Annotated in this window: 1 protein-coding gene; it reads right to left on the bottom strand. The window is 69.4% G+C overall.

Annotation, left to right across the window (positions count from 1 at the left end):
* The coding region (locus BIU89_RS12965) for a thiamine pyrophosphate-dependent enzyme (RefSeq protein WP_254791634.1) at nt 1-729 on the bottom strand (729 nt) is incomplete at both ends.

Consider the following 729-nt stretch of genomic DNA (forward strand, 5'->3'; position numbering starts at 1 on the left):
CGTTGGCGGCGAGGTCGACGGGCAGGGGCTCGCCGTTCTCGAACGACTCGGTCTCGTCGAGGTAGCGGTACTTCGTGCCGAAGCGCTCGGAGCCGACGGTCTCGGACAGGTGCCCGATCGACGCGTACCCGTGGTTCTGGATGAGCACGACGATGATCTTGATGCCCTCGGCCACGGCGGTGACGAGCTCGGTGTGCAGCATGAGGTAGCTGCCGTCACCGACCATCACGATCGCGTCGCGGTCCGGAGCCCCGCGGCGGACCCCGATGCCACCGGCGATCTCGTAGCCCATGCACGAGAACGCGTACTCGACGTGGTACCCGAGCTCGTCCCGCACCCGCCAGAGCTTGTGCAGGTCGCCGGGCAGCGAGCCCGCCGCCTGGATGACGACGTCGCGGGGGTCGGAGACCGACTGCACGGCTCCGATGATCTCGGGCTGGCCGGGCAGGTCTGCACCGGACGGGGCGAAGGCGCCATCGACGGCGGCGTCCCATGCCGCCTTCAGCGAGGCGATCTCGGAGGCGTAGCCGGGCTCGACGACGTACGCCGTGTCCGACGTGAGCGACTCTGTCAGGGCGACCAGCGCCTCCCGGGCGTCCGCGATCAGCGGCAGCTGCGAACCGTGCTTGTAGGCGTCGAACGCGGCCACGTTGACGTTGACGAACGTGACGTCCGGGTTCTGGAACGCCGTGCGCGACGCCGTGGTGAAGTCGCTGTAGCGGGTGCCGA

Origin of the sequence: Curtobacterium sp. MCBA15_005, assembly GCF_001864855.1 — a bacterium.
Classification (GTDB): Bacteria; Actinomycetota; Actinomycetes; order Actinomycetales; family Microbacteriaceae; genus Curtobacterium; species Curtobacterium flaccumfaciens.